The sequence below is a fragment of the Streptomyces griseocarneus genome (genome assembly GCF_014655595.1).
Lineage (GTDB): Bacteria > Actinomycetota > Actinomycetes > Streptomycetales > Streptomycetaceae > Streptomyces > Streptomyces griseocarneus.
In genome coordinates, this window is the sequence record NZ_BNBL01000001.1 from 921973 (window position 1) to 948058 (window position 26086).

A 26086-nucleotide genomic window follows, 5' to 3' on the forward strand; every position below is an offset into this window, starting at 1 on the left:
AATCGTGGCTTGATGCATGCGTCATGCGCCGAAATGGTCAATTCCGGTTTGCCTTTTCAGGTGCCCGCCCGGTTAGAGTCCGATTCCGTCCGAACCAGACGACAGGAAGGCGGAAGAATGACGCTCGCAATCAGGCAGGGTTTCGCGCCCACCTTGCGGCCGGGGAGCTCGGCATCCTTCACCGTCGATGTGACGTCGGATGTCCGAATCAGCGGTCAGAAGGAATGGATCGCGGTGACATTCCCCGACGGCGTGACATTTCCCGATGGTGGCGAGGTCCACTACATCGTCGATCGCGCGAAGATCAACATCCCGCTGGACCCCAGGTGGGACCCACAATCACGGCAGCTGAGGTTCCAGAGCGAGTTACACCTGAACGACGGCACGCCGGAACGGAACGGCTTCTATTCGATCGATGTGCGGGCGCTGCAGGACGCGGCGCCCGGGCTGCGAAAACTGGATGACGCACTGGAGATCGCGGGTGTGAAATCCGGTGTGGAATTCGAGATCGCCGATGCGCGCCCGGTGGAAAACCTCATCAAGAACGGCGGGTTCTCCGACGTCCAGTTCGCGGCGGACGGGAAATGGGAACCCAATCAGGGTGTCCTCTACGCACGGAGGACACGTGCGCTCGGTTCGTGGAGCGTGGGTACGTACCAGGGCTACGGCAAGTGGGTTCCCTCCCGGACGGGCACGCCCGGCGCGCTGATCGACCTGATCGACGGGGAAAAGGACGGGCACTTCCCGCAGGACCGCGAACACCCGTTCAACGCAGGCGAGAACATCGTCGACATCGACGGGGACAACACCTGCGGGTACATCGAGCAGTCCGTCACGGTGGCCCCCGGTTCCTGGTACGAGCTGTCGTTCTACACGGGCTATCACGTTCTCAAGGTCCCCGGAGAGCCCGCATTTCTGCGGGCCGATGTACGGTACGGCGCTCCGGGTTCCGAGACCGTATTGGTCTGGGAGGACTACGTCCAGTACTACGCCGGAAAGGGTGCCGTCTCGTCCCAGGACCCCCGGAAGAAAATCAATGACCCGCTCTGGCGCAAGCGCCGGCTGCGGTTCCGGGCCCCGCAGGGCGTCGGTGAAGTGACCGTGCGCTTCGCCAACCCGGGCCCCTCGGGATTCCACAAGGAACTGCCCGCGAATCCGGGCGGCAGCAACGGCATGCTCCTCGCCCACGTCTGGCTCGGCCCCTCCGTGCCGGACCCGGATGTCGCGCGGTAGGCGACCCGCTCCGGACTCCGGTTGCCCAGTCATATCCGGCTGGGCAGCCCCTCCCGGTCCGGATCACAGGCGGCCCCCCATCCTGAGGTGGCGTCACGGCACGGTCAAATCCACTTCCGTGAGTATTCAACGGGTCCGGTCCGGATTCGTTCGCACACCCTTCACCAAGCATCTGCCACCTGCGGGTTTGTGGATCCCTGGCTGCTTCGAGTCGTCCGGTTCCCATCCCGGGGAACTGCTGGCTCCCGCGGTTTGTGGCCCGGGACACATTCCCCGGACGTAACCGCCCCGACCAGCCCGAATAAACAAGGACCCGCCCGCGTTGCGGGCTCGTCAATGAGCCGTTCAGTAATTCCTTGCGCGGCCCCTGTTGGCTATTGGCTGCCCCCTCCTGCGAATGTCCCCGCACCACCCGCCATCGCACGACGCGAAAAGGAGAGACCGCAGTGGAACGCCCCCGCACGGAAGAGCCTCCGACCGCCGCTGCCTGTGATCTTGAACTGGTCATCCCCGCCTACAACGAGGAGCAGCGCCTGGGCCCCACCGTGCTCGCCCTCGCCGCGCACCTGCGTGGCAAGCCTCTGACCGCCTCGCTGCGGGTCGTCGACAACGGCAGCAGTGACCGCACGGCCGAATGCGTGGACCGCCTCGCCGCCTCCGGCATCCCCATCTCCGTCACCGGCTGCTCGCGGCGCGGCAAGGGAGCGGCCGTGTCCAGGGGCATGGTCACCACGCGGGCCAGATGGGTCGGGTTCTGCGATGCCGACCTCGCCACCCCCGCCACCGCCATCGACGACGCGGTCGAACTCCTGCGGGACGGCTGGCAGGTCGTCATCGGCTCCCGCCGCTGCACAGGAGCGCGCATCCCGGTCCGTCAGCCGGCCTTGCGGCGGTTGGGTGGGGTGGGGTTCCGGCTGGCGACGCGGCGGTTCTCCGGGCCGGTCAGGGACACCCAGTGCGGGTTCAAGTTCTTCGAGGCGGGGGCGGCGCGGCGGCTCTTCGCCGATGTCACTACTACGGGCTTCGCTTTCGACCTTGAGGTGATCGCGCGGGCCCGGTCCTTAGGGCTGAGGCTGACTGAGTTCCCGGTCGTGTGGAGCGATCAGGAGGGTTCCAGTTTCCGGCCGTTCGCTGATGGTCGTCGGGTGGCCGGTGAGCTGTGGCGGTTGCACCGGACGATGCACCGCCTTCCGTCCCGGGTCGGGCATCACGCTTCCTCCGTGCGTGCTGTTGGGGAGGCGGGGTGAACCCGACGGACTCGACGGACCTGACGGACTTACGGGCCGCTCTGCCCGCCGCCGAGGACTGGCAGGGCCGTCATGTCGTGGTCTGTAACTGGCGCGACGGGCGTCATCCCCAGGCGGGAGGCGCTGAGCTGTACTGCGAGGAGATTGCCCGCCGGCTCCATGACGCGGGCGTCCGCGTCACTTATCTGACCTCCCGGCCCCGGGCCGTTGCCCGTCGCGAGGACACCGGCTTCGGGACCGTTGTGCGCGGTGGCGGCCGGTTCACCGTCTACGTGTTCGTTCTGCTGTGGCTGCTGCGTCACCGCCGGAGTGTGGCGGCTGTGATCGACTCGCAGAACGGCATCCCTTTCTTCACCCCCCTCGTGCTGCGCCGTCGCACCCCTGTGGTGCTGCTCATTCACCACGTTCACCAGGGGCAGTTCGCCCTGTGGTTTCCGCGTCCGGTCGCCGGCGTCGGCCGGTGGCTGGAGGGGCGGGGGAGTGGTCTGGTGTATGGGCGGCGGGCGGTGTGTGCTGTGTCGCCCTCGACTCGGGCGGAGATCCGGCGGCGGCTCGCCGTGCGCGGCCCGGTGCACTTCGCCCCCGCCGGCCTTGACCCCGTCCCGCCGCCCGCCACCGGGCCGCGCCACCGTGCGCCGGTGCCGCGCATTGTCTGCGTCGGCCGGCTCGTCACGCAAAAGCGAGTCGATCGGCTCGTCCGGGCCATGCCCGCCCTCCGCCTCGAAGTCCCGGGCGCCGAACTGCACATCGTCGGTGACGGCGAGGCACGTGAACCACTGCGCGCGCTCGTGGACGAGCTCGGCGTCGGCGACAGCGTCGTCCTGCACGGCCGGGTTCCGCACGAGGAGCGCGACGCCCTCGTCGAATCCGCGTGGATTACCGCGACCACCTCGCTCGCCGAGGGCTGGGGGCTGTCGGTGATGGAGGCCGCGGCGGCCGGAGTGCCCGCGCTCGCCTACGACGTCCCGGGCTTACGCGACACCGTCCGCCACGACGTCACCGGCTGGCTCCTGAGCCCCGACGAGGACCTCGCCTCCGGCCTCGCCAAGGCCCTGCGCACCGTCGAATCACCGCAGGACGCCGCCCGCTGGGAGGCCGAGTGCCGGTCGTGGGCGGCCAGGTTCAGCTGGACGGCCACCGCCTCCCACCTCCTCGCCGTCCTGACGGCCGAGGAGGGCAGGCTACGCCGGGGCACGGGCCGTCGCAGGGCACCAGCCGAGCGGCGCACCGTCACCGACGCGTGCACCCTCGTCACCGCTCCTGCCGCCCTTCTCGAACGCGCCGACCTGGCCTCCCTGCGTGCCACCGACCTCGTCGACCTCACCGGCCCCCGCCCCGGGCTCCTGCTGCTGGGCGCCGACGAACGTGACGCGGCGTCCGTCCTCACCCGCATCGGCGTCGACCCCGCCGACGAGCGGGTGTCCATCCGCCTGGCCCGGCACCACGACGTCCTCGGCTGGCAGGCCCACCCCCCTGCCCGGGCGCGGCGGGATGAGACGGGCCGCCGCCGCGCCGCAGGCCGGGCCGCCGTCCTCGGCGCCCTGTTCGCCCTCGCACTCGCCCTGCGGCTGGTTTCCCTTGGCCGCTCCTACGACGTGTTTGTCGATGAGCTCTACTACGCGGCCATCAGCCGCCATCTCGCCGATGGTCAAGGACCCGTATTTGACGGCCAGTTCTTCGCGCTCCACCCGCCCGCTCTCTTCGCGCTGCTGGCGGCCTTTATGCGCGTCACCGGCCGGGCCTCGGGCGATCTGCTGCACCAGGTGCTGGACCTGCGGCCCGTCGTGGCCGTCACTGGGGCGCTGACCGTCGTTGCGGTCACGGCGCTGCTGCGCCGTGTGGTGCGTGCCCCGCTGGCCCTAGCCGCCGGGCTGTTCCTCGCGCTGGATCCGTTCCTGAACCGGTTCGACAGCCGGGTCATGCTCGAGGCCCAGGCCACGGCTGCTTCCGCGTTCGGCATGCTGGTGCTCGCCCGTACCCCGGGCACTTCGCGCGGCCGGACGGCCGCCGGCGTGGGGGCGGGGTTGTTGTTCGCGTTGGCGGTGACGACCAAGGAGCCGTACGCGCTGGGCACGTTCGTGCCCGTCACCGTGCTGGGTCTTGCCGCGCGTGGCGAGGTGCGGCGGATGCGGCTGACGGCCGCTGCCGTCACGCTCGCCGGCTACACGGTGTACGTCGTTGCGACCGCGGCCACCGGTAACTGGGCGGCCTGGTGGGCGCAGAAGAGCGACGGCGTCGCCCGCGCCATGGGCATCAAGCAGATCAGCGGCTTCAACAGCGTTGACGGCTCGGTGGCGTTCACCGACCGGCTGCTCGTCCAGCTCGGCCAGTTCGCCGTCCCCTACGCCCTGATCGCCCTCGGCACCGCCGCCACCGCATGGCTGCTGTTCTCCCGCCTACGGAGCCCCCGGCTCTTCACTGGGCGCCCCGGACGGACCCTGATCACGGCATGGGCGGCCTGCACGCTGCTGCACCTGATGTACGCGGTGGCGGTGGGCACGCTCGAGGAGCAGATGTTCTATCCGCTGGTCGTCACCAGCACCGCGGCCCTGACGCTCGCAGCCGACATCCTCCTCCGGGACAGGGTCACGGCGATCAGGACGGTCGCGGTGCTCGCCGCTCTCGCCCTGACCGTAAACGCCGTGGTCTGGGCGCGCGTCCACACCCGCCACGACGACGCCCTCCGGCGGACCCTGGCCTGGTCCCGCGCGCACCTGCCCGAGGGCAGTGTCGTGGCGGCCACCGACGAGGGCACCTCCTTCGTCCTGCCCGGCGCCCGGCTCGCCAACTGGCAGACCACCGCCGACCTCCAGCACGACCGCATCGACTACCTCGTACTGTCCACCGAACTCGTGCAGCAGGGGTACGCGCGGATCGGCTCCCGGTTGCCCGGAGTGCTCGAGCGTGAGGCCCGGCTCGTCCACAGCGAGCCCGGGAAAACCGTCGGCGCGCTACGCGTGTACGACGTACGAGCCCTGACCGCCCGCTCCGGAAGGGCGGGGTGACCATGGTGACGACCGCCGCTCCCGCCGTGCCCGCGGCGCAGGAGAACCAGGAGAAGGGGACGGTCCACGGAGCCCTGCACCTCGCGCTGTCCGCCGTGCTAGTCGGCGCGGGAAACTACGGCCTCTCGCTATTCCTCGTCCACCGCCTGGCCGCGCCCGACTTCACCATCTACGCAGCCGTCTCCTCGGTGCTCCTCAGTGTCGGCACCCTGGCCGGGGCCACCGTGCCCTGGGTCCTGGCCCGCGAGGTCGCCGACAGCGCCCCCGGCAGCGCACGACGCCGGCATTCGGTGCGCACCTGCCTGTGGCTGGCGTCGGGGCTGGCCTTCCTGACGGCCGTCGCAGCCTGCGGGGCCGTCGCCTCGTACGCCGGGCCGGGCCCCCTCGCCGGGCTGGCGGCCGCGTGCCTGATGCTCTGGCTCAACTCCGTTGGCGCCGGCTATCTGCAGGGCCGCGAGAGCTTCGCCGCGCTCGGCGTGCTGCACGTCGCCGAGGTGGCCGTCCGCGTCGCCGCCTCTGTCGCGGCCGTCGCGGCCGGGTGGGGAAGCGCGGGGGCGATCGGCGCCTTCGCGGCCGGGGCGGCGGTCACCTCGGTGGCCGGGCTCGTCGCCCTGCGCGGGGACCTGGCGCGGCCTGAAGCGGTCGCCGCCGGCGAACCGGCGCCCGGGCACCACGGGCTGTGGCGGCACGCCGTCGCCATCGGCGGCATCCAGGTCCTCACGTGCGTGCTGTTCACCCTGGACGTGGTGGCCGCGGCGGCGGTGCGGGGCGGGTCGGCGGAGCTGGCGCCGTACCAGGCCCTGCTCGTCCTCGCCCGGGTGCCCCTCTTCCTGTCGACCGCTCTGGCCACCGTCGTCTTCCCCCGGCTCGCGGCGGGGCCGTCCCCCGCGGCGCGTGATCGCTTCCGTACCGCGCTGCGACTGCACTGGGTCACCGGCGTCGCCGTCACCGTCACCATCGCCACTTGCCCCGACGCGCTGACCGGGCTTGTGCTGCCCCGGCACTACACCGCGTCGGCCGCGCTGCTGCCGCCGCTCGCCCTGGCCGGGTTCGCGGCCGCGACGATCGCGGTTACGACCGTCGTCTTCCAGGCCTGGGGCCCGGCCCGCCCGGCCGTCATTCCGCTGACTCTCGCCTGCCTGACCGGGGGCGTCGGCTACGCGCTCACCGCCGCCCGCCCTCTTGCCCTGGCCTGGTGCTCGGCCGCCGTGACCTGCGCCGTCGCGATGCTGATCACCGGTCGGGTGCGGCGCCGGGTTCCCGGCCTCGGCCCGGCCGCGGGGGCCGCCGGCCCGCTCGTCGCGGGGGCCGTGGCCTGCTGCGCGCTGCTCGCCCTGCGACCGTACCCCGCACTGTGGGCCCTCGCAGCGCTGGCCGTGCTGTCCGGCGCGGGCCTGGCCGTCCGTACCCGGAGTCGGCGCCCGGGGCCGTACCGGGTGCTTCACCTGGGGTTCGAGGATCCCCGGCGGCCCGGCGCGGGGGGCGGCTCGGTCCGTACGCACGAGATCAACCGGCGGCTCGCCGCGCGCGGAGTCGAGGTGACCGTAATGGTCGCGCCCTGGCCCGGCGCCACCGCGACTGTCCGCGACGGCGTCCGCTACGTGCCGCTGCCTGCGCACCTGGGACCGCTGGTCCGCAGCCGCTTCGCCTCCCAGATCGCCTACTTCGCGGCCATCGTCACCCGGCTGGGCGGGCTGACGCGCCGCTACGACCCGGACGTCATCGTGGAGGACTTCGCCGCCCCCTTCTCCTCCGTCTGCGTCCCCCACCTGACCCGCAGGCCGGTGGTCGGGCTGGTGCAGTGGCTGTTCGCCGCGGACAAGGCCCGCGAGTTCCACCTGCCGTTCGGCGCCGTCGAGCGACGCGGGCTCGCCTCCCACACCACTCTGATCGCCGTGAGCGACGACCTCGGCGCGGAGCTGCGCGGGCGCAATCCGGCGGCGCGTGTGGAGGTGATCCCCAACGGCGTCGACCGGGCCGCATTCACCCGGCCCGCCCTCGAGCGGGGCGACCACGTGCTCTACCTCGGCCGCCTGGAGACGACCTCCAAGGGCCTGGACCTGCTGCTGCGCGCCTACGCCCTCGCCGCCCCGCACACCACCGCCGGCCTGCACATCGCCGGCGACGGCCCCCACGCCGGCGCCGCACGCGCCCTGGCCGCCGAGCTCGGCATCACCGACCGCGTCCGCTGGCTGGGCCGCGTCGACGGGGCGGCCCGCTTCGACCTGCTGGCCTCCGCTCGCCTGGCCTGCGTGCCCAGCCGCCACGAGACCTTCGGCATGGTCGCCGCCGAGGCCCTGGCCACCGCCACCCCCGTGCTCGCCTTCGACATCCCCCGCCTACGCGACCTGGTCACCGACAACGTGGGCGTACGCGTCCCGCCCGGCGACCTCGACGCCTACGCCGCCGCCATCGTCGCCCTGACCGCCGACCCGGACCGCTGCACAGCGCTGGGCGCGAAGGGGCCGCCGACGGTGGCCCACCTGGACTGGGACCGGATCGCCGCCGCGCAGCTCGCGGCCTACCACCGGGTCACCCCGGGCGCCCGGCCCCCGCACGAGGCACCCGTCACCGACGGATGACCACTCACCGAGAAACACCGAGAGAAGAGGAAGCAGAAACATGGCATTCCACATCGCTCAGGGAACCCCGAACCCGCAGGTCCTGCAGCCCGGGGCCAATGCCTCGTTCGCGATCGAGGTCTACGTCGACGGCGACCCGGTCGGCCCGGGCGAGATCATCCAGGTCAAGCTCCCCGAGGGCCTGGTCTTCCCCCCGACCGGCGAGATCCGCTTCATGAACCTGGACGCGGGCATCAACCGGCCGCTGCCCATAGAGAGCCGCGACCCCGACGGGCGGCTCGTGCGCTTCAAGGCCGAGGCGATCGGCAACAAGCCGGAGGGCTTCTACTCCGTGAACGTCCAGGCCCTGCCGACCGCCGCCCCGGGCGACCGCACCGTCCCGGACGGCCTCGCCATAGGCGCTACCACCTCGAAGCTCAGCTTCCGCGTCAGCGCTCCGCAGCCCCCGCAGCCGGTGGAGCATCGGGTGTACGGAACCATCGGGGCGAACGCGAACATCATCGCGGGATCCGGGTTCACCGCGACCTGGGGAGGGACCTCGACCTTCACGATCACGTTCGCCAAGGCCTTCACCTCGCCGCCCGTCGTCGTGGCCACTGCGGCGCTGGGCAGTGCGACGGCGATCGTCACGGTCGCGGGCGTGTCCACGACCACAGCCACGATCTACACGGCGAGCACGAGTGGGACGTGGGGACGCCTGCCGTTCCACTTCATCGCCATGGGGTCCACGGCGCCCAAGGCGTAACCGCACCGCAGCGCTCGCGGTCGAACACGTAACCGGATCGATGCCATCCGGCCTCAACCGTCGAGCGCCTCGGTGAGTCTTCACCTCCAGTAGGCTTCACGGGGTGCTCCGCGCGGCGCACCCCGTGAAGCAGGTCGTTCAACGGGAGGAACCGGCGTTGCACATCCAGGAGTGGCTCGAGACAGTTCCGGCGATCGCCGTCTACCTCCTGGTGGGCGGGGTCATCGGGCTGGAGAGCCTGGGCATCCCGCTTCCCGGTGAGATCGTCCTCGTCAGCGCCACGCTGCTCGCCGCCACGCAGGACCACATCAATCCGTACGTCCTGGGCGCGTGCGCCATCGCGGGCGCGATCGTCGGCGACTCGATCGGCTATCTCATCGGCCGCAAGGGCGGCAAGCCGCTGCTGGAGTGGCTCGGCCGCAAGTTCCCCAAGCACTTCGGCCCGCACCACGTGGCCACCGCCGAGCGGTCGTTCCAGAAGTGGGGCATGTGGGCCGTCTTCGTCGGCCGCTTCATTGCTCTGCTGCGGATCTTCGCCGGCCCGCTCGCGGGCGTGCTGAAGATGCCGTACTGGAAGTTCCTGATCGCCAACGTCCTCGGCGGCATCGTCTGGGCCGGCGGTACGGTCGCGGTCATCTACTCCGTGGGCAAGGTCGCCGAGGAGTGGCTGAAGAAGTTCTCCTGGCTCGGCCTGGTCGCCGCCGTGCTCTTCGGCCTGGGCTCGTTCGTCGTGATGCGGATCAAGGCCAAGAAGGCCGGGGCCGCACAGGCCGCCGCGGATCCGGCCGGGCGCCCCGCCGAGACCGAGGCGGTCGCGGCGGAGTAAGCGACGCCGCTCCTCGAAACGACGGCACGACGCACGACACACGACGGCCCCCGGCGACAGCCGGGGGCCGTTCGCGTGTGATCTTGGCCCCACGCGGGCGCGGCGCCGGTGCCCACCCACTAGCGTGCCCTGGAACAGGCCGTACGGGGTGAGGAGAGGACCATGGGGGAGCGCGCGCTGATCGCCGGGGTGGGCGGCAAGGAGCCGGACGTCGACCCGCAGGCCTTCACCGCGCCGACGTCCGTCGTGCTCGGGGACGTCACCATGGCCGCCGGCTCGAGCGTCTGGTACCACGCCGTGCTGCGCGCCGACTGCGGTCCGATCGTCCTCGGCGCCGACAGCAACATCCAGGACAACTGCACCGTCCACGTCGACCCGGGCTTCCCGGTCACCGTCGGCGAGCGGGTGACCGTCGGGCACAACGCCGTGCTGCACGGCTGCACGGTCGGGGACGACGTCCTCATCGGCATGGGCGCGACCGTCCTCAACGGCGCCACGATCGGGGCCGGCTCGCTGGTCGCCGCCCAGGCGCTCGTCCCGCAGGGCATGGACGTGCCGCCCGGCTCGCTCGTCGCCGGAGTTCCCGCCAAGGTCCGGCGGGAGCTGACCGAGGAGGAGCGCGAGCACATCAGGATCAACGCCGCGATGTACCTGGGCCTGGCCCGCGATCACCGCACGGCCCTCGGCGGCTGAGCACCGCGGGCCGGCTCCCGCGGCAAACGCACGACGGCAAACGCACGACGGTATACGCCCGACGGCACACGCACGGCGTGGAGTGCCCTGTCGAGCGCGTGGAGCGCCCCGTCGAGCGTCGGCGTACCGGCGCGTCGGCCGCCGGCTTCGCATGATTCCCCCAGCATTCCCCCCAGCGTTACCCCAAGCGCCTCCTGAACTGCTGCTATTCAAACCGTTCATGTATCTGGCGTTCCGTCAGGCATGCCCGGATTTCAGCGGAATGCTCGCCTCCGTCGCGGTGGCCTGGTGTGCGGCCATCCGTCACGGTCACGTGAGTTCATCTGCCGTTCAGGCGACATTTGCTGTTTGTTCATCTTTTCGTTGACATCTCGTCAACCCCGGGTTCATGATCCAACTCGGTCGCCACTTCCCACTTCCGGCCGCCGCAGGGACCGAAGCCGAGCCGCGCGGTGATCGCCGGCCCGCGCTCCGCGCTGTCAAATGACCTCTCTTGAACGAAAGTTGTGGCAATGGACGCGAAAGCCCTCCTGTTGCTGGTCCGTGTGGGCTGTCTGCGCGAACAGGCGCTGTCCTCCTGGACCGCCCGGGCGGACTTCGGGCTGGCGGTCGCGGAGAGCGCCACCGCCGCCTATCTCAGGCTGGCGGAACAGCAGATTCCGCTCTCTCCGGAACGCCCTGCCGAGGAGGTGTACGAAGCCTGCCGCGCCGCGCTGGCCGCGGCCCCGGGGGACAAGGGCGTCATCGGCTTCCTCGACTCGACGCTTCCCCTGGTGGCGCGCCTCGCCGAGGAGTTCGGCCTGCCGGGCTGCTCGCCGCGTACGCTCCGCAACCTCACCGACAAGACCTGGGCGCGCGAGCGCTTCGCCGAGTCCGGGGTGCCCGGCCCGCGTTTCAGGGTGCTCGACGCGACCGTCGCCGCCACGGCCGACCGGCAGGCGGCGATCGACGGTCTCGCCTTCCCCCTCATCATCAAGCCCGCCGACTCCTCGGCGGGGCGCGGCGTGGTGCGGGCCGGGAACGCGGGCGAGCTCGACGCGGCCTGGGACGCGGCGGCGCCGTTCACCAAGGCCGGCAGCCTCCTCGCCGAGGAAGAACTGATCGGCGAGGAGATCAGCGTCGAGACGGTCACGGTCGGCGGCCGCACGGTCGTCGTGGCCTGCACCGAGAAGCTCAGCACCCGGGGCGACTCGTTCGTCGAGCTCGGTCAGGCCGTCCCGGCCCGCCTGGACACAGGGCTCGGCCACGAGGTGCGCGACATCGCGGCCGCCGCGCTGAAGGCCGTCGGCTACGACCACGGCATCGCGCACACCGAGATGATCCTCACGGCCGACGGCCCCCGGATCATCGAGGTCAACCCCCGGCCCGCCGGCGACTGCATCCTGGACCTCATCCGGCTCACCAGCGGGGTGGACGTCTACGGCATCGCCGCCGATCTCGCGCTCGGCCGGCCCGTCGACACCGACGCCCTCGAGAGGACCGCCTTCACCTCGGGCGCGGCGATCCGCTTCCTCACGGGCGAGCCCGGCGTCGTCCGCCGCATCGACGGCGTCGCACAGGCGGCGGCACAGCTCGACCCCGCCCGCGAGCGGCTGGTGCTGCTGACCCGGCCCGGCGACGTCGTCGAACCGGTCACCACCAATCTGCACCGCCTCGGCTACGTCATCGCCGTCGGGGACGACACGGCGACCGCGGTCGAGCGGGCCGAACGCATCGCCGCGACGGTCTCCGTCGTCACCTCCCCGGCGGCCCCCGGCGAGCCGCCCGCCCGCCGCCTGCCCAGCTCCGAGTGCTGGACCTGATGGCCGCCGGCATCCCGACAAGGACTTCCATGCAATCTCCTGATTCCTACTGGCTGGCCACCGGCCCGGCCTGGACCACCAACGGCGCGGCACTGCCGCGGCACACCGGCGTCTGTGTGCTCGGCGCCGGCGTGATGGGCTCGACGCTCGCCTACTGGCTGGCCAGGGCCGGCCTGCGGCCCCTGGTGCTGGACCGCAACCCCGGCCCGGCCATGGGCTCCTCGGGCCGCAACGCCGGACGGCTGATCCAGGGCGGCAACGCCCAGCACGCCCTCGCGATCGAGAAGTTCGGGCACGAGGAGGCGCTGGCCATCTACCGGGCCACCCTCGTCAACCGGGACCTGGTGCGCGAAGTCGCCGCGCGGGAGGGGCTGGAGGCGACCCGCTTCCCCACGGCCAAGCTCGACCTCGCCGTCGAGGAGGACGAGGCCGCCGAACTCAAGCGCACCGCCGAGGCGTTGCGGGCGGACGGCATCGCCGCCGACTGGCTGGACCTCCCGGCGGCGCGCGAGGCGTTCGGCACCGACCTCCCCGACACCGTCCTGGGCGCCCTCCACCGGCCGGACCAGGACGCGGTCCACTCGGTCGCGTACGTGCGCGGCATGGCGGCAGCGGCGTCGCGCCACGGCGCGGAGTTCGCGTGCGGCATCACCGTGACGTCCGTGGAACCGGCCCCCGGCGGCGGCTGGCTCGTCACCACCGACGCCGGCCAGGTGACCGCGGACCAGGTGGTCGTCGCGCTCAACGCCTGGACGCCCCGGCTGCTGCCCGAGCTCGCCCCGGTCATCACCCCGGTGCGCGGCCAGCTGGTCCAGACGGCACCCGTGTCCTTCCGGATTCCGCAGTGGGGGCTCGACCGGGGCCTGGTGTACGGCGGTCAGACGCCGGACGGCTCGCTGCTCATCGGCGGTCTGCGCAACACGGTCCCGGGCCGTGACGAGGGCATCGACCTGCCGGAGGACGACAACACACCGGCCTTCTCGCCCGAGCTGGCCGGCCGGCTGGCCGAGGCCCTGCCCGCCCTCCTGCCGGAGGCCACCGGCGTGCCGGTGGTCCGGGCGTGGAGCGGCGTCATGGCGTTCACCCCGGACCGCTGCCCGCTGGTCGGCGCCTGGCCGGGCGCGGACGGCCTGTGGGTGATGGCCGCGTTCAACGGCCACGGCATGCCGTACTCGCAGGTCATGCCGGAACAACTGGCGGAGCGGATCCGCGGCGGCCGGGGAGACGGCATACCCTCCGCGTTCGATCCCGCCCGCTTCCTCTGAGCAGGAGCGACCATGTCACAGTCATCAACGCTTTCCCCGGCCCCCGTCGCCGGGACCCGGGACACGAGCCGCCACGGCGGTGCTCCCCTCCTGGTGATCGGCGCGGGACCCAAGGCCGTCGCCCTCGCGGTGAAGTCGAGCGTGCTGCGCGCCGCCGGCTTCGACGTCCCCGAGGTCGTCGCGGTCGAGCGGGACCGCACCGCCGCGAACTGGCTGGCGGGGCGCGGCTGGACCAACGGCAGGCAGCGGCTCGGCACCCTGCCCGAGAAGGACCTCGGCTTCCCGTACGACTGCACCACCTGGGGCGAGCCCCAGGACCCGGTCACGGGTGAGATCGCCCAGCGGATGGCAGGCTTCAGCTGGGCGGGCCATTTGCAGGACCGGGGGCTGTACGCGCGCTGGATCGACCGCGGCCGGCCGCAGCCGAGCCACCGGGAGTGGGCCGACTACCTGCAGTGGGCGGCCGACCGGTCGGGCCTTCGCACGGTCCCCGGGGAGGTCCGCGCCGCCGAACTGCGGGACGGCACCTGGACGCTGACCGTCGAGGACGGGGCGGAGCACCACGCGGTGCACGGCCGGGGCCTCCTGGTCTCCGGGCCGGGCCCGGCCGCGGGCGCGGTGCCGGCCGACGGCACCCGCGTGCTGGACACCGCGGGCTTCTGGAAGCTCGCCGTGGAGGGCTTCCCGGACTGGGCCCGGACCGTGATCGTGGTGGGGGCGGGGGAGACCGCCGGCACGATCGTGCGGGAACTCGCCCTGGGCCAGGACCGCAAGGTCACCGTCGTCGCCCCCCGGGCCACGCTCTACAGCCGGGGCGAGAGCCCCTTCGAGAACCGCTACTACAGCGACCCCACCGGCTGGGCCGGCCTGTCCGAGGCGGACCGGCAGGAGTTCATCCGGCGCACCGACCGCGCGGTCTTCTCCCAGGAAGTGCAGAGCGACCTCGCGCTGACCAGCAACGTCTCCTGGGAGCCGGGCCGCGTCATCGGTACGCGCCCCGCCGACGGCCAGGTGGCGGTGGAGATCGCGTACGGCGAGCGGCACCTGGTCCACCGGGCCGACCTGGTCGTCGACGCGACCGGCGGCGACGCGCTGTGGTTCACCGGGCTGCTCGGCCCCCGGGCCGAGGACGCCCTGCGGGACGCGCTCGGCGGGGCCGTGACGCGCGAGAGGATCGAGCGGTCCATCGACGCCTCCCTCGCGGTGCCCGGCCTGCCCGCGCCGCTGCACCTGCCGAACCTCGCCGCCCTGGCGCAGGGCCCGGGGTTCCCCAACCTCAGCTCCCTCGGCCTGCTCTCCGACCGGGTGCTGGCCCGGTACGTCCCGGGCGTACCCACCGACGACAGAGCGGCGGCCGGGGCCCGGTCCGGCGGCCGTACGGCCGCGACCGCCACCGCACACGGCCTGAACCACATGGACACCTGGGGAGCAGTACAGCGATGACCACCTCTTCACCGACCGCCGGCCTCGTGCAGGACGCCGACTTCGTCCAGCTGCTCTTCACCGACATCGCCGGACGCCTCAAGACCCTGGAGATCCCCTCCGCCCGCTGGGCCGAGGTGCGCGACGGCGGCTGGACCCTCGACGGGTCCGTGCTCCTGGGCTACGGCGACCCCGAGCACAGCGACCTGCGCCTGGTCCCCGACCCGTCGACGTACGTGCGGCGACCCTGGACCACCCCGTCGGGCCGCACCGTCGGCATGGTCTTCTGCGACGTCCTGGACACCGCCGGCCGGCCGTTCGCCGCCGACCCCCGCGCGGTGCTGCGGCGGGCGGTCCGGGCATCGGAGGCGCGCGGACAGCGTCCCGTCTTCGGCGTCGAGGCCGAGTTCTACCTGCTGCGGCCCGGATCCCCCGGCACCGCGGGCGAACCGGCCGACGGCGCCGGCTACTGGGACCTGAGCGCCGACGAGGAGGCCGACGAGGTCTGCCGGGACATCGCCGAGGCCCTGGCGCTGATGGGCCTCACCGTCGACGGGCACCACCACGAGGTGTGCGCCGGCCAGCGCGAGCTCGTGTTCCGCCACGGCGACGCGCTGGCCACCGCGGACCGCCTGCTGCTGCTCAAGCACACGGCACGGGTCATGGCCCGCCGCCGCGGCCTGTCCGCCGTCTTCATGCCCAAGCCCCTCGCCCACCTCTACGGAAACGCGCTGCACGTCCACGTCTCCCTGGAAGGTACGGGGGAATCCTCGGGGGCCCTGTTCCACGACGGCACCGACTCCGACGGCATGTCCGCCCTCTTCCGCGGCTCGCTCGCCGGCGTCCTCGACCACGCACCGGCCCTGACGGCGCTGGGCAACCCGACCGTCAACTCCTACAAGCGCCTCGTCCCCGCCTCCGGCACTCCGGTGCACCGCAGCTGGGCCCGGCACAACAGGTCCACCGCCTTCAAGGTCGTGGGGAACAACGAGGTGCCCCGCTCCGTCCGGCTGGAGATGCGCAGCCCCGACCCGTCCGCCAACCCCCACCTGCTCTTCGCGGGCATCCTCGCCGCCTTCGCCGACGGCCAGGACCGCGACCTGAAGCTGCCCGCGGCGTGCGAGGAGCCGGCCGACCAGCTGACCCCGCAGGACCTCGCCACGCGCGGCATCCTCCCGCTGCCCACGGACCTCCCGTCCGCGCTGCGGGCCCTGGAGGAGGACACCACCGTCCGCGAGGCCCTGGGCGACCTCGCCGCCGACGCCCTCGTCCGCAACTCCCGTGCCGACTGGGCCGCGTGGCACCGCCTCGTCACCCCCTGGGAGATCGAGCGGTACGCCGACTCCGTCTGACCGCCACCAGCACCCCCAGCACCCCCCACATCCGACACCGAGGAACCCTCCATGCACATCACCGTCGAGACGACCGAAGGCCCCGCCGCCGTTCCCTCCTCCGAGCACCGGTGGACCGCGCTGTTCTTCATCACCGAGCCGGGCATCGGCGAGGTCCTTCCCGAGCTGGCGGGCTGCACGACCGGGCTGTGCACGGTCCGCGACAACGCCGCCCGGTTCGCACGGGCGGACGTCCGGGTACTGGGCGTCAGCGCCCACGCCCCGGGCCACCTGGCCGAATTCGCGCGTACCCGCGACCTGGGCTACCCGCTCGTGGGCGACGGCGAGCTGACGCTCGGCCGGGCGCTCGGCGTCCCCGAGGTGACGGCCGGCGACCGCACGCTCTTCGCCCGCGCCGCGGTGATCCTCGACCGCGCGGGCACCGTACGGGCCGTGCTGCACCCGGTGCCCGACCCCGAGCGCCACGCGGAACTCGTCCTGGACAAGCTCGCCGGGCTCGAAGCCGACGAGAGTGACCGTGCCTGACGCCACCCCCGTGCGGGGCGGCCGGATCCGCGCGCTGCTGCCGGCTCCCGGAGCGCCCCGGGCGCTGGCCCTGTCCACCCTCGTCGGCCAGACCGGCAGCGGCCTCTTCCTGCCGGTCAGCGCGCTGTTCTTCACCCGCTCCGTGGGGCTCGCACCCACCAAGGTCGGGCTGGGCCTCGCGATCGCCGGACTGATCGGGCTGGCCGCCGCCGTACCGATAGGGCGGATCGCCGACCGGTTCGGGGCGCGCGGCACCTACGCCGTCACCCTGCTCGGCCAGGCGGCGGCCACCGCCTCGTTCTCCCTGGTGCACTCCCTGTGGGAGTTCGCCCTGGTCAGTACGGTCGCCGCCCTCGCCCAACGGGGAGGCAACGCCGCCCGGGGCGCCGTCATCGGCAACGTGGGCACGGGCGAGGAGCGCGTGCGGCTGCGCGCCATGCTCAAGTCGGTGACCAACACCGGCCTGAGCCTGGGCACCGCGCTCGCCGCCCTCGCCCTCGCCGCCGATTCACGCTCCGCCTACCTCACGGTGGTCTTCGTCAACGCCGCGAGCTACGTCTGCGCCGCGCTGCCCCTGCTGCGCGTTCCGCCGGCCGAGCCCGTCGGCGGCGGCCCGTCCGCCCCGCCGCGCCGTGCGGTGCTGCGGAACCGGCCGTACACGTGGGTCACCGTCCTGTGCGGCATCACCAGCATCCACTACGACGTGCTGTCCCTCGCCCTGCCGCTGTGGATCGCCGGACACAGCAGTGCCCCGCAGTGGAGCATCTCCGCCGTCATCATGGCCAACACCGTCCTGGTGGTCCTCCTCCAGGTCCCCTTCTCCCGGGGCACGGGCGCGGTGCCCGCCGCGGCCGCCGCGGTACGCCGCTCCGGCTGGGTCCTCCTGGCCGGCTGGGCGGTGATCGCCTGCACCGCCTTCGCCGGCTCCGCGCCCCTGGCCTTCGCGCTGCTCGTCGTCGGCATGGTGCTGCACACCGCCGGCGAACTGTGGCAGTCGGCGGGCAGCTACGGCCTCAGCTACGAACTCGCCCCGGCGGGCTCGCACGGCGAGTACCAGGGCTTCTTCTCCCTGGGCCGCGGAGCCACCGCGGCACTGGCCCCCCTCGTGGTCACCACCGTGTGCCTGGCCGACGGACCCGACTGGCGGCCCGTCTCCGGATGGCTCCTGCTCGGTCTCCTCGTCGCGGCGGCCTCCGCCGCCGTACCGTCCGCCGCCCGCCGCGCGGAACGCGCCGCCGTGCCGCCGGACACCGTCTCCGTCCCTCTACCCGTACGGGAGTCAGCATGACCGCCTTCGCGTCCGCACCCGCGGCGCCCGGGCCGACCGGAGCGCACCAGCGGGGCCCCTCGGTCCTGGTCCTGGGGGGTGGCACCCGGCTGCCCAGCGCCCTGCGGGGCCACGGCATGCACGTCGTCTACGGTGGCACGCCCGACGAGTTCACCCCCGCGCACCACGCCGCCTGTGACGAGGCGTGGCTGCTCGCCGATGGATCCGAGGACGACTGGGTCCGCAGGGCGGTGGCGCTGCACCAGGCGGTCCCGCTGCACCGCGTGGTCACCGTGCGGGAGCGGTTCCTGACGGCCGCCGCCCGGATCGGCGACGCCCTCGGCCTCGGCGGGAACTCGCTGGAGACCGTCCGCATTCTGAAGGACAAGTCGCTGATGCGGCAGCGCGCGGAGTCCCTCGCGGACGCGGGCGCCGTACGGGCACGGGTGATGGACACGCCCGACGACGTCGACGCGTTCGTGGCCCGGGCCGGTCTGCCCGTCGTCCTCAAGCCGCGCGACGGCTCCGGCAGCGCGGACATCCTGATCGTCCGTGACGAGGACGCCGTCGCCGCCGCGCGTGCGCGCGTCGGCGCGCTGCCGGGGGTGATGCTCGCCGAGGAGTTCCTGGACGGACCGGAGTTCAGCGTCGAGACGTTCACGCACGAGGGGCGTCACCGCGTCCTCGCCCTGACCGAGAAGTTCACCGGGGAGGGCGCCGTCGAGATCGGGCACGTCGTACCCGCCCGCGTCGGTGCGGAGGACCGCACCGCGCTCGAGGAGGCGACCCGCCGGTTCCTCGACGCCATGGGCTTCGTCGAAGGGCCCGCCCACACCGAGATCATCCTCACGGCGAACGGACCCCGCGTCGTCGAGTCGCACAACCGCCCCGGCGGCGACGGCATCGTCGACCTCGTCCGCCACGTCCACGGCCTGGACATCCGGGACCTCCTCGCGGCCCAGATCGCGGGCGCCGAGGCTCCCGCTCCGGCCGCGGACCCCGCGGGCGCCGCCGCGACCTGGTTCCTGACCGCCGCCCCCGGCGTCGCCACCGAGGTCTCCGGCTGGGAAGAGGCTGCCCGGCAGCCGGGAGTCGTGGCCGTCTCGCCCGGCACCCGGGCCGGGGACACCGTGACCCCCCTGCGCGGGTCCGGCGACCGGTGCGGCTCCGTGACCGCGGTGGCCGCGACGCCCGACGAGGCGCTCGACCGCGCCCGCGGCGCCCTCGCACACGTCACCCTCCGCACCGCCCCCGCCTCCCCGCAGAACACCGAGAGCCGAGAAGGCCGATGACCGCCGCCCTCCCCGCCCCCGCCGTCCGCAACCCGCTGACCGAGCGCTACCTCGCCTCACCCGCCGGCCGGGCCGCGCTGTGGCCCGAGGCCCCGGACCCGGCGCGGCTCGAGGCCGTGCACGGAGCGCTCGAGGACCGCTTCCTGACCCGCCCGGCCTTCCTGGAGGCGGCGGAGGCCGAGCGCCTGGAGAGCGACCTCAACGGCGTGCTGGACCTGCTCTTCTCCCTGCCCGACCGGCTCTTCGACGGCGACGCGCACGCCTTCGCCGCCGCGGTGGGGCTGCGCCCCGAACAGGCGCGGATCGCCCTGCGGCCGCCCGTACCGGAGCCCGCCCGGATCGGCCGCGCGGACCTCTACCACGACGGAAGCGACTTCCGGCTGCTGGAGTTCAACATCAGCAGCGCGCTCGGCGCGTTCGACACGCCCGAGCTCAACCGGCTGCTGCTGGAGGACGACAGGCTGGCCGGCTTCGCGGCGGAGGAACGCCTCACGTTCCCCGACACCGTCGGCGCGCTCGCCGGCGTCCTGCGCGCGGCGGCGAAGAACGCCGGACACGACGGGGACACCCCCACGGTCGCGCTCATGGACTGGTGGCCCGGCTACCGCAAGACGGAACCCAAGATCCGCGCGCTGGCCGCGCTGCTGGAGCGCTACGGCATCGAGGCCGTCCCCTGCCACACGGGCCAAGTGCGGGAGACCGGCGGCCGGATCGTCGTCGACGGCCGCACCGTCGACGTCGTCCACCGCTACTTCACGCTCGGCGAGCTGACCGCCGACGCCGCCTGCGTCGCCCGCGCCGAGGAGCTCCTCGACGCCTTCGCGCGGTGCGGCACACCGGTGCTGTCCCCTCTGCGCACCTCCATGCACGGGAACAAGCGGGCGCTGGCCATGCTGTGGGAGGAGCGGTGCCGAAACACCTACGACCCCGCCGAACAGGCCCTGGTGGAACGGCTCCTGCCCTGGACGCACGAGCTCAGGCCCGGCCCCGCCACGGTCCGCGGGGAAGACGTGGACCTGCTCGCCCACTGCGCCCGGCACCGCGAGGACCTCGTCCTGAAGCCCTCCCACGGCCTCGGCGGCACCGGCACGCTTCTCGGCCGCAGCACCGGCGACCAGGAGTGGGCCGATGCCCTGGACCGGGCGGCGGCGGGCGGCTACATCGTGCAGGAACTGGTCACGCCCCGCCCCGAGCTCTTCCCCGGCCGGGACGAGGACGGCCCCTCCCTCTGGGCGCTCAACTGGGGCGCCTTCCTCATCGGCCGGCAGTACGCCGGCGCCTTCCTGCGGGGCCTGCCCGCCGGCCGCGCCGACGTGATCTCCTTCGACAACAAGGCCTACGCGGGCTGCGCCTTCCAGGCCGCCCGCGCCTGACACCGTCCGGTGAGGGTGTCCGGGGCCATTCGGTCCCTCCGGAGCGAGCCCGCCACGTCCGCGTCGTAGCGTGGGGTGAGGGCACGGAGGCGATGACAGTGGCCGACGGGAAGACGACCGGGCGTTTGCCGCGAGCGGTCTACGAGCGCGAGCTGCGGCGGCTTCAGCTGGAGCTGGTCAAGCTCCAGGAATGGGTGCGGTCCGAGGGCGCGCGGCTCGTCGTCGTGTTCGAGGGACGTGACGCGGCAGGCAAGGGGAGCACGATCAAACGGGTCACCGAGCACCTGAACCCGCGCGCCGCCCGGATCGTGGCCCTTCCCGTTCCCACGGACCGGGAGCGGACGCAGTGGTACTTCCAGCGCTACGTGGCCCAGTTGCCGGCCGCCGGTGAGATCGTCCTGTTCGACCGCAGCTGGTACAACCGTGCCGGTGTCGAAAGGGTGATGGACTTCTGCACCGAGGCGGAGTACGCGCTCTTCCTCCGCCAGTGCCCCGTCTTCGAGCGGCTCCTGGTCGACGACGGGATCATGCTCCGCAAGTACTGGTTCTCGGTCAGTGACACGGTGCAGGAACAGCGGTTCCGTGACCGGCTGGAGGATCCGAGACGACGCTGGAAGCTGTCGGCGATGGACCTGGAGTCGATCACGCGATGGGAGGCGTACTCCCGGGCCAAGGACGAGATGTTCCGGCACACCGACACCCCCGAGTCGCCGTGGCACGTCGTCGAGAGCGACCACAAACGCTCGGCCCGCATCAACATGATCAGCCACCTGCTGTCGACCGTGCCCTACCACGCCGTGCCCGGCCCCGACCTCGAACTCCCGCCGAGACCGCCCTCCACCGGATACCGGCGGCCTCCCCGGGACCGGCAACGACATGTGCCCGACGCGGCGGCAGAGCTCGCCGAATAGGCGGCAGCCGGGCCCGGACCGCGGGAGGCGCTGCCCGGGGCCTGCCTAAGGCTCGATGGCGAGGATGTCCTGGACGGGCCGCCGGGGCGTCGTGGGGCCGTGCGGTCCGTAGCCCAGGCGCAGGATCATCTGTACGTGGCCCGTGCCGGTGGCGGGGTCGCGGAGGGGCCAGCGCAGATCGGGCCATTCGAGGGCCTGGGTGGAGAACGAGGTGGCCAGGCCCTTCAGTGTGGCCAGCAGCAGGACGCGCTCCATGGCCTGCCCGGCGGTCAGCCAGTCCCGCGGAAGGTCGCCCGGCGTGCTGAGCACGGCCAGGTGGGGTTCCTTCTCGAAGGGCGTCGACCCGCGGTCGGAGGCCGGCTCGCCGCCGGAGAAGTCGCGCATGGGCGCTCCTCCACCGTGCTTGCGGGGGCCGAAGGCGTACTCCGGGACACCGTCCGTCGCCGTGTCCGCCCCGGCGGCGCCGGTCCTGGTCCAGCGGGCCAGGTCCTCCCGGGCGGCGTCGTCGGTGAGGTTGCGGGCCTCGGCCTCCTCGGCGAGCTCCTGGACCCACCGCAGCTGCCAGGAGGCGGGGAACGCCAGGGTCGCGCCCTCCCGGTCCGCGGCGTCCACCAGGGCGGTCCGGAGGTTCTCGGGGATGCCGGTTTCGGCGAACGGGTACCGGCTGGTGTGCCGCTCGCGGACCGCCGGGTGGAGCAGCCCGAGGCCGGCGTCCTCCTCGTCACCCGGCGAGCTCGTGCCCACGGTCGCGAGCAGCGTCGCGTCGGAGGCGTCGGGCAGGAGCGCGACGTCGGGGTGCAGGCCCGCGTTCGCGAGGGCGACGCGAAGGTTGAACAGAGCGGCGCCGCACCCCAGGTGCAGGGCCCGGGTGTCGGGATCGGAGTGCGGCATGATCCGCCCGAAGTCGGCGTACAGCCGGAAGGTGCCGCTCCCGCGTGCGTAGCGGAACCGCCACGGCTGGGCGTTGTGCATGGACGGAGCGGCCGCCGCGCTCCTGACCAGCTCTGCCACGCGGGCGTCGTCCAAGGCGGATGGTGCTGTCACCGGAGTCTCCCTTCGGACGGTCCGGCTCGGTCGCCAGGGTCTCTTCCCATGGTCGCTCCGCGGCCCGCACCCGGCAGGGGCCGAGCGCCCCTCCTCGCGGGGCCGGCCGGCCCCGGGTGACCGGTCCCGCTGGTGGCACCGCTCGCGGTCTGATCCCCTGGAGGGGAGGCGGCGGACAGGGCGACCGAGCGGAGGTGAACGGCCGTGGACGGCGAAGCACCGCGGCCCGGCGACCCGGCGGGCTCCTCTCCCCGCGAGGACACCGTGGCCGTCCGCAGCGCCCTGCGGCGCGCCCAGCTCGGGCTGACGGAGGAAGAGGTCGCGGGCCGGGCCGGCATGTCCCTGGCGTACCTGCGTCAGCTGGAGACGTTCAGCGGCGATTTCGACCCGGCCGCCGTCATGCGGCTGGCCGCCGCTCTCGAGATGTCGTACGAGGAGCTGACGCAGGGCCGCGGTGACGCTCCGCCCGGCCAGCGGGCGGCAGGTGCCCACCCCACGCTCATGCGGTTGTCGGAGCGTGAGTGCTGGGACAGGCTGGGCACGCACGGCATCGGTCGCCTGGGGCTGTCGGGAGATGCCGGCCCGGTGCTGCTGCCGGTCAATTTCCTGGTGGACGCCCGGACGATCGTCTACCGCACCGAGGCGGACGGCGCGGCGGCCGTCGCCTCCGGGACCCGGATCGCGTTCGAGACCGATCACCTCGACGAACAGCGTGCCAGCGGCTGGAGCGTCCTGGTGACGGGCACCGCGGACCGCATCACCGATGCCGGAGCGGTGCGCGTGCTCAGCGAGCGACCGGGGGCGCGGCCCTGGCCGGGAGGCAGACGTGATGTCTGGGTCCGTATCGTGCCGGACCAGGTGAGCGGCCGGGCCATCCGCGCCGTGTGATGCCGTGGCGAGGCCGGCCGGCGCCGGCGTGGGGTCAGCCCGTCGCCAGGAGGACCGTGCCGACGAGCGCCAGGCCCGCGCCCGCCGCCTGGACCGTCTGCAGCTTCTCGCGCAGGACGCCGCGGGCGGCCAGGGCGGTGACCACGGGGTAGAGCGAGGCGAGCACGGCGGCCACCGTGACGGGGCCGTTGTTCGCCGCGATGGAGTACGTGCCGTTGGCGGCCACGTCGGCCAGGCCGACGAAGGCGAGGGCGGGCAGGGCCGAGCGGATGCCGCTCCAGCCCTCCTCGGGCAGGGCCGGCGAGCCCCGGCGCACCGACGCCCAGAGCGCCCCGCCGCCCACCACCACGTTGCACACGCGCTGGACGAACAGGGCGAGGAACAGCCCGGTCAGGTTGTGCGAGGCCTCGGCGATCAGGGCCATCACGGAGCCGAAGCCGAAGGCGGCGACGAGGGTGAGGATCAGCGTCTGGCGCTGGACCGGCGCGCCGCCCAGGCCGGGGCCGCTGGCGAGGACGACGCCGGCCACGGCCACGGCTATGCCCGCGAACTGCAGCAGTCCCGGACGCTCGCCGAGCACCAGGCCCACGCCCAGCGGCACCGCCACCCCGCCCAGGGCGCCGAGCGGCGAGACGACGCCCATCGGCCCGAGGGCCAGCGCCCGGTAGAAGGCGAGCATCGCCGCGGGGCCCACGACGCCGGCCGCCACCGCGTACCAGAGCTGGGGGCCGGCCTCGGACCAGCCGCCGGTGGCGACGACGACCGCGCCCAGCGCGCCGACCGCGAGCAGCTGCGAGACGAGGACCACGGTCAGGGCGGGCATGCGCCGGGTGAGCAGCCCGCCGCCGAAGTCGGCCAGCCCCCACAGGAGGCTGGTGGCCAGGGCGAAGACCGGTGTCATGGGGGAGACCTCGCAGTACAGTGTGATGGACGGTGGCGTCCACGACACCGTAGTACACCCTGCTCAACTCTTACGAATAATATTTTGAACGGGACGGATCGGATCGACGTGACGGACCTCGACCAGCTCACGCAGTCGCTCGCCCGCAACCTCAAGCGCTGGCGCGGGGAGCGCCATTTCACCCTCGACGCCCTCGCGGCCCGCTCGGGCGTCAGTCGCGGCATGATCATTCAGATCGAGCAGGCCCGTACGAACCCCAGCGTCGGCACCACGGTCAAGCTCGCCGACGCCCTGGGCGTCAGCATCACCACCCTCCTCGACTACGAGCAGGGCTCCCACGTCCGGCTCGTACCCCGGGAACAGGTGGTGCGCATGTGGTCCACCGAGGCGGGCAGCCACACCTCGCTGCTCGTCGGCACCGATGTGCGCGGCCCGCTCGAGCTGTGGGACTGGCGCATCATGCCCGGCGACGACAGCACCTCCGACCCCCACCCGGCGGGCACGGTCGAGATGCTGACCGTACGGTCCGGCCGGCTGACGCTCGTCGTCGACGGCGAGGAGCACCAGGTCCCCGCCGGCACGTCGGCGACGTTCGAGGCGAACACCGCGCACGCCTACCGCAACGACGGCACCGAACCCGTCGAGATGACGATGGTCGTGGCCGTCCCGCCCGCCCGCTGAGCGCTCAGGCGGTCCGGACCCGCCGGGACACGTCGAGGGAGAGCGCCGTGGAGTGCTCGGCGAACCCCAGGCTCCGGTAGAGGCGTTCGGCGTCCGGCGTCGCGTGCAGGTCGACGCGGGTGACGCCCTGCCCGGCGAACCAGTCCAGCAGGGCCTCGGTGGTCGCGCGGGCCAGCCCCCGCCCGCGGTAGCGCGCGTCGGTGCACACCGTGAAGACGAACCCGAACCGCCCCGTGGGATGCTCCGGCGCGGGCAGCCGCTCCTCGACGCTGCCCACCGCACAGGCGGCCAGATGGGGCCCGCCCGCCCCGGCCGCCCCGTCCACGACGAACCCGCCGAGCCCCGGCCCGTCCGCCGCCAGCCGCCGCCGGGCGATCTCCACGGCGTCGCGCTCCCACGGGCCGGGCGAGTCGTGGCCGTCCATGTCGGCGAACATCAGCCTGCGCAGCCGGACGATCTCGGCGGCGTCCCCGGGGCGGGCCCGGCGTGTCGTGATCATGGATCGACGCTAACGCACGGCCCGCCGGGGACACTTCGCGGCCGGGATCGCGGCCGGGGTCGCGGCCTCGTCAGCGCAGCCGGGGGATCTCGATCGCCGGGCAGCGGTCCATGACCATCAGCAGGCCCGCGTCGCGGGTGCGTTCGTACGCCCCCTCGTCGATCACGCCCAGCTGGAACCAGACGGCCTCCGCGCCGATGGCGACCGCCTCGTCCGCGACGGCCCCGGCGAGCTCGGAGCGCACGAAGACGTCCACCACGTCGACGGGGAAGGGAATCTCGGCGAGGGAGGCGTACCCCTTCTCGCCGTGCACCGTCTCGGCCTTGGGGTGCACGGGCACGACGCGCTTGCCGTGGCGCTGCAGGACCTCGGCGACGCCGAAGGCCGGGCGCCGCTCGTTGGACGACAGGCCGACCACGGCCCAGGTGTCGCCGGTCCCCTCGATGATCTTCCGGATGATCCCCGGTTCTGCGTACATGCCCGCTCAACGACCCGCCCGGCCCGACCATTCCCGGGATCCGGCGACGATTTAG

At 73.1% G+C, this 26086-nt stretch carries 22 protein-coding genes; 18 read left to right on the forward strand and 4 right to left on the reverse strand.

Translation table 11 applies throughout. The features are described from left to right. Nucleotides 1–117 precede the first annotated feature (117 nt). The 16 genes from IE295_RS03980 (at nucleotide 118) to ppk2 (ending at nucleotide 21540) form a co-directional block, all read left to right on the forward strand. Nucleotides 118–1233 carry a carbohydrate binding domain-containing protein gene (locus IE295_RS03980; protein ID WP_190061985.1) on the forward strand — a complete coding sequence of 372 codons (1116 nt, stop codon included), beginning with the start codon at nucleotides 118–120 and terminating at the stop codon, nucleotides 1231–1233. 446 nt (nucleotides 1234–1679) lie between these two features. Then, nucleotides 1680–2480 (forward strand): glycosyltransferase, encoded by an 801-nt coding sequence (locus tag IE295_RS03985; RefSeq protein ID WP_190061986.1) that lies wholly within the window; start codon nucleotides 1680–1682, stop codon nucleotides 2478–2480. Beyond that, nucleotides 2477–5485: a glycosyltransferase gene (locus IE295_RS03990; protein ID WP_190061987.1), complete on the forward strand. Its 3009-nt coding sequence runs from the start codon at nucleotides 2477–2479 to the stop codon at nucleotides 5483–5485. Before IE295_RS03985 ends, IE295_RS03990 begins: the two co-directional genes overlap by 4 nt. A 2-nt stretch (nucleotides 5486–5487) precedes the next feature. Further along, on the forward strand, nucleotides 5488–8067 hold the full coding sequence (locus tag IE295_RS03995) for a glycosyltransferase (protein ID WP_190061988.1): 2580 nt from the start codon (nucleotides 5488–5490) through the stop codon (nucleotides 8065–8067). A 40-nt stretch (nucleotides 8068–8107) separates the two neighbouring features. Beyond that, nucleotides 8108–8812, forward strand: a complete 705-nt coding sequence (locus IE295_RS04000) for a hypothetical protein (RefSeq protein WP_190061989.1) — start codon at nucleotides 8108–8110, stop codon at nucleotides 8810–8812. 157 nt (nucleotides 8813–8969) lie between these two features. Beyond that, the gene (locus IE295_RS04005; protein WP_190061990.1) at nucleotides 8970–9638 is read left to right on the forward strand and encodes a DedA family protein; all 669 of its coding nucleotides are present in this window, start codon (nucleotides 8970–8972) and stop codon (nucleotides 9636–9638) included. A 162-nt stretch (nucleotides 9639–9800) separates the two neighbouring features. Continuing rightward, nucleotides 9801–10331: a gamma carbonic anhydrase family protein gene (locus IE295_RS04010; RefSeq protein ID WP_190061991.1), complete on the forward strand. Its 531-nt coding sequence runs from the start codon at nucleotides 9801–9803 to the stop codon at nucleotides 10329–10331. 512 nt (nucleotides 10332–10843) lie between these two features. Continuing rightward, nucleotides 10844–12133 carry an ATP-grasp domain-containing protein gene (locus IE295_RS04015; protein ID WP_190061992.1) on the forward strand — a complete coding sequence of 430 codons (1290 nt, stop codon included), beginning with the start codon at nucleotides 10844–10846 and terminating at the stop codon, nucleotides 12131–12133. A 29-nt stretch (nucleotides 12134–12162) separates the two neighbouring features. Beyond that, entirely contained in the window at nucleotides 12163–13398 is a 1236-nt protein-coding gene (locus IE295_RS04020; RefSeq protein WP_190061993.1) for an NAD(P)/FAD-dependent oxidoreductase, read from the forward strand. Nucleotides 13399–13410: 12 nt separating this feature from the next. After that, on the forward strand, nucleotides 13411–14841 hold the full coding sequence (locus IE295_RS04025) for a SidA/IucD/PvdA family monooxygenase (protein ID WP_190061994.1): 1431 nt from the start codon (nucleotides 13411–13413) through the stop codon (nucleotides 14839–14841). Continuing rightward, nucleotides 14838–16172: a glutamine synthetase family protein gene (locus IE295_RS04030; RefSeq protein WP_190061995.1), complete on the forward strand. Its 1335-nt coding sequence runs from the start codon at nucleotides 14838–14840 to the stop codon at nucleotides 16170–16172. Before IE295_RS04025 ends, IE295_RS04030 begins: the two co-directional genes overlap by 4 nt. Nucleotides 16173–16223: 51 nt before the next feature. Continuing rightward, nucleotides 16224–16697 carry a redoxin domain-containing protein gene (locus IE295_RS04035; protein ID WP_190061996.1) on the forward strand — a complete coding sequence of 158 codons (474 nt, stop codon included), beginning with the start codon at nucleotides 16224–16226 and terminating at the stop codon, nucleotides 16695–16697. Beyond that, nucleotides 16690–17985, forward strand: a complete 1296-nt coding sequence (locus IE295_RS04040) for an MFS transporter (RefSeq protein WP_190061997.1) — start codon at nucleotides 16690–16692, stop codon at nucleotides 17983–17985. The genes IE295_RS04035 and IE295_RS04040 overlap by 8 nt, the downstream gene beginning before the upstream one ends. Beyond that, nucleotides 17982–19256 (forward strand): ATP-grasp domain-containing protein, encoded by a 1275-nt coding sequence (locus tag IE295_RS04045; protein ID WP_190061998.1) that lies wholly within the window; start codon nucleotides 17982–17984, stop codon nucleotides 19254–19256. The genes IE295_RS04040 and IE295_RS04045 overlap by 4 nt, the downstream gene beginning before the upstream one ends. After that, entirely contained in the window at nucleotides 19253–20629 is a 1377-nt protein-coding gene (locus IE295_RS04050; RefSeq protein WP_190061999.1) for a glutathionylspermidine synthase family protein, read from the forward strand. The genes IE295_RS04045 and IE295_RS04050 overlap by 4 nt, the downstream gene beginning before the upstream one ends. 92 nt (nucleotides 20630–20721) lie before the next feature. After that, nucleotides 20722–21540 carry a polyphosphate kinase 2 gene (gene ppk2, locus IE295_RS04055; RefSeq protein WP_190062000.1) on the forward strand — a complete coding sequence of 273 codons (819 nt, stop codon included), beginning with the start codon at nucleotides 20722–20724 and terminating at the stop codon, nucleotides 21538–21540. A gap of 45 nt (nucleotides 21541–21585) precedes the next feature. Here ppk2 and IE295_RS04060 read toward each other — a convergent pair whose 3' ends face one another. Then, a complete protein-coding gene (locus IE295_RS04060; RefSeq protein WP_443732317.1) occupies nucleotides 21586–22584 on the reverse strand; it encodes an Acg family FMN-binding oxidoreductase in 999 nt (332 codons plus the stop codon). Between the two features lie 204 nt (nucleotides 22585–22788). Between IE295_RS04060 and IE295_RS04065 the strand changes: the two genes are divergently transcribed. Further along, nucleotides 22789–23472, forward strand: a complete 684-nt coding sequence (locus IE295_RS04065; protein ID WP_190062001.1) for a helix-turn-helix domain-containing protein — start codon at nucleotides 22789–22791, stop codon at nucleotides 23470–23472. Between the two features lie 34 nt (nucleotides 23473–23506). Here IE295_RS04065 and IE295_RS04070 read toward each other — a convergent pair whose 3' ends face one another. Continuing rightward, on the reverse strand, nucleotides 23507–24373 hold the full coding sequence (locus IE295_RS04070) for a DMT family transporter (protein WP_190062002.1): 867 nt from the start codon (nucleotides 24371–24373) through the stop codon (nucleotides 23507–23509). Between the two features lie 108 nt (nucleotides 24374–24481). Here IE295_RS04070 and IE295_RS04075 point away from each other — a divergent pair, with 108 nt between their 5' ends. Then, nucleotides 24482–25054: a helix-turn-helix domain-containing protein gene (locus IE295_RS04075; RefSeq protein ID WP_190062397.1), complete on the forward strand. Its 573-nt coding sequence runs from the start codon at nucleotides 24482–24484 to the stop codon at nucleotides 25052–25054. 4 nt (nucleotides 25055–25058) lie between these two features. Here IE295_RS04075 and IE295_RS04080 read toward each other — a convergent pair whose 3' ends face one another. After that, nucleotides 25059–25553: a GNAT family N-acetyltransferase gene (locus IE295_RS04080; protein WP_190062003.1), complete on the reverse strand. Its 495-nt coding sequence runs from the start codon at nucleotides 25551–25553 to the stop codon at nucleotides 25059–25061. A 70-nt stretch (nucleotides 25554–25623) separates the two neighbouring features. Continuing rightward, a complete protein-coding gene (locus IE295_RS04085) occupies nucleotides 25624–26031 on the reverse strand; it encodes a CoA-binding protein (RefSeq protein ID WP_190062004.1) in 408 nt (135 codons plus the stop codon). Between the last annotated feature and the right edge of the window lie 55 nt (nucleotides 26032–26086).